Origin of the sequence: Myceligenerans indicum, from assembly GCF_016742955.1 — a bacterium.
In the GTDB taxonomy this organism is placed as follows: domain Bacteria; phylum Actinomycetota; class Actinomycetes; order Actinomycetales; family Cellulomonadaceae; genus Myceligenerans; species Myceligenerans indicum.
The window spans coordinates 1-2,588 of sequence record NZ_JABBYC010000107.1; the positions used below are offsets into that span (position 1 = coordinate 1).

At 74.0% G+C, this 2,588-nt stretch carries 1 protein-coding gene; it reads right to left on the reverse strand.

Going from position 1 to position 2,588, the window contains the following annotated elements:
• On the reverse strand, positions 1-2,588 hold a 2,588-nt coding region (locus HGK34_RS22020; protein ID WP_201851533.1), incomplete at both ends, for an error-prone DNA polymerase.

Genomic DNA, 2,588 nt, shown 5'->3' on the forward strand with positions numbered 1-2,588 from the left:
AGATGTGTATAAGAGACAGCTCCTGTCCCAGGGCACCCGCCGCCCAGAGCGCCTCACGGCGCGTGAGCCCCAGCGACTCCAACGCCCCCGCGGTCGCCAGGGCCTCGATCTGGGCGGTGCTCAGCTCGACGCGCCGGACCAGGTCCCGCACGTCGGCGAAGCGGCCCGGCGACGAGCCGTCGCCCGACGACGTGCCCCGCGCCGCGACGATCTCCTGCGCGAGCTCCTTCCCGATCCCCTTCACCTCGGCGAGCCCCATCCGCACCGCGAGCGCCGGGCCGGCCGGGTCGCCGTCGTCGGCTCGTTCCACCCCCGTGCGTTCCACCTCCGTGCGTTCCACCCCCGTGAGCGGCCGGGAGGCGTTCACGTCCGGGCGCAGCACCCGCACGCCGTGCCGGCGGGCGTCGGCGACCAGGGACTGGGGCGAGTAGAAGCCCATGGGCTGCGCGGCGAGCAGCCCGGCGTAGAAGGCGGCGGGGTGGTGCACCTTGAGCCAGGCGCTGGCGTAGACGAGGTAGGCGAAGGAGTAGGCGTGGGACTCGGGGAACCCGAAGTCGGCGAACGCCTTGAGCTTGTCGTAGATCTCGTCCCGCACGGCGGGAGGGACACCGCGGTCGGCCATCCCGGCGTGCAGCCGGGCGCGCAGGGCCTCCATGCGCTCGACGCTGCGCTTGGAGCCCATGGCGCGGCGGAGCTGGTCGGACTCGGCCGGGGTGAAGCCGGCGACGTCGATCGCCATCTGCATGAGCTGTTCCTGGAAGAGGGGGACGCCCTTGGTCCGGGCGAGAGACTTCTCCAGCAGCGGGTGGGCGAAGGTGACGGGCTGCCGGCCGCGGGCCCGCTCGATGTACGGGTGCACGGACCCGCCCTGGATGGGGCCGGGGCGGATGAGCGCGACCTCGATGACGATGTCGTAGAACCGGCGTGGCCGCAGCCTCGGCAGAGTGGCCATCTGGGCGCGGGACTCCACCTGGAAGACGCCGACGGTGTCGGCGTCGCACAGCAGGTCGTAGACGCGTTCGTCCTCGGGCGGCAGGTCGTGCAGGGTGAGGTGTTCGCCCGTGTGCTCGGCGATGGACTCCAGCGCGTAGCGGATCGCGGTGAGCATGCCGAGGCCCAGCAGGTCGAACTTCACCAGTCCGGCGTCGGCGCAGTCCTCCTTGTCCCACTGCAGCACGGTGCGCCCGGCCATGCGTGCCCACTGGACGGGGCACACCTCGATGACGGGGCGGTCGCACATCACCATGCCGCCGGAGTGGATGCCGAGGTGGCGGGGCAGGCGAAGCATGCGGTCGGCGAGGTCGATCACGGCGGCCGGGATCTCGCCCTCCTCGGCGGCCGAGGGCGGGGCCTGGTACGGGACGGTGTCGTGCGCGTCCTCGGCCCGGGATGCGGCGCGGCCCGGGCCGGGGCCCGGCTTCAGGCTGCCCCAGCGTTCGATGCCCTTGGCCCAGGCGTCCGCCTGCCCGGCGTCGTACCCGAGGGCGCGGGACGCGTCCCGGACGGCGGACCGGGGGCGGTAGGTGATGACGTTGGCGACCTGGGCGGCGTGGGTGCGGCCGAAGCGGTCGTACACGTACTGGATGACCTCCTCGCGGCGCACGGACTCGATGTCCAGGTCGATGTCGGGCGGGCCGTCCCGCTCGGGGGCGAGGAAGCGCTCGAACAGCAGGCCGTGCCGCACGGCGTCGACGGCGGTGATGCCCAGCGCGTAGCAGACGGCGGAGTTCGCGGCGCTGCCCCGCCCCTGGCACAGGATGCCGCGGCTGCGGCAGAACTCCACCAGGTCGTGGACCACCAGGAAGTAGCCGGGGAAGTTCAGCTCGGTGATGATGCGCAGCTCGCGGTCGATGACGGCCCAGGCGTCCGGGTTCTCGGCCCGGGTGCCGTAGTACCGGACGGCGCCTCGCTCGGTGAGCACGCGCAGCCAGCTCGCCTCGTCGTGCCCGTCGGGCACGGGGTGGGGCGGCAGGTCGGGGGCGATGAGGTCCAGGTCGAACGCGCACTCGGCGCCCAGCCGGGCGGCGTTCGGCACGGCCTCGGGGTGGCGGGCGTGCAGCCGGGCCATCTCCGTGCCCGAGCGCAGGTGCGCGGTGGGAGCTCCGGGAAGCCACCCGTCGAGGTCGTCGAGGCTGGAGCGGGCGCGCACGGCCGCGAGCGCCGCGGCGAGGTCGGCGTCCGAGGGCCGGGCGTGGTGGGCGGCGGTGGTGGCGACCAGGGGCAGCCGGGCCTGCGTCGCGAGCAGGGCCAGGGCGTCGTGCAGGGCGGAGTCGCGGGGGTCGCCGGTGGCGGTGATCTCGACGGCGACGTTGTCGTGGCCGAACGTGGCGGTGAGCGTGTCGAGCTCGTGGCGGGCGGCGGCCAGGCGGTCGGTGGGTGTGCCGGGTCCGGTGAGCGCGCGGCGCACCGCGCCCTTGCGGCATCCGGTGAGCACGAGCCATTCGCCGTGGGCCTGCCCGCCGAGGTCCTCGAGGTCGTAGTGGGCGGCGCCCTGGATGCCCGCGTCCAGGTGTGCGGTGCCGATGGCGGACGACAGGCGGCGGTAGCCGCCGGCTCCGCGGGCCAGGACCTGTCTCTTATACACATCT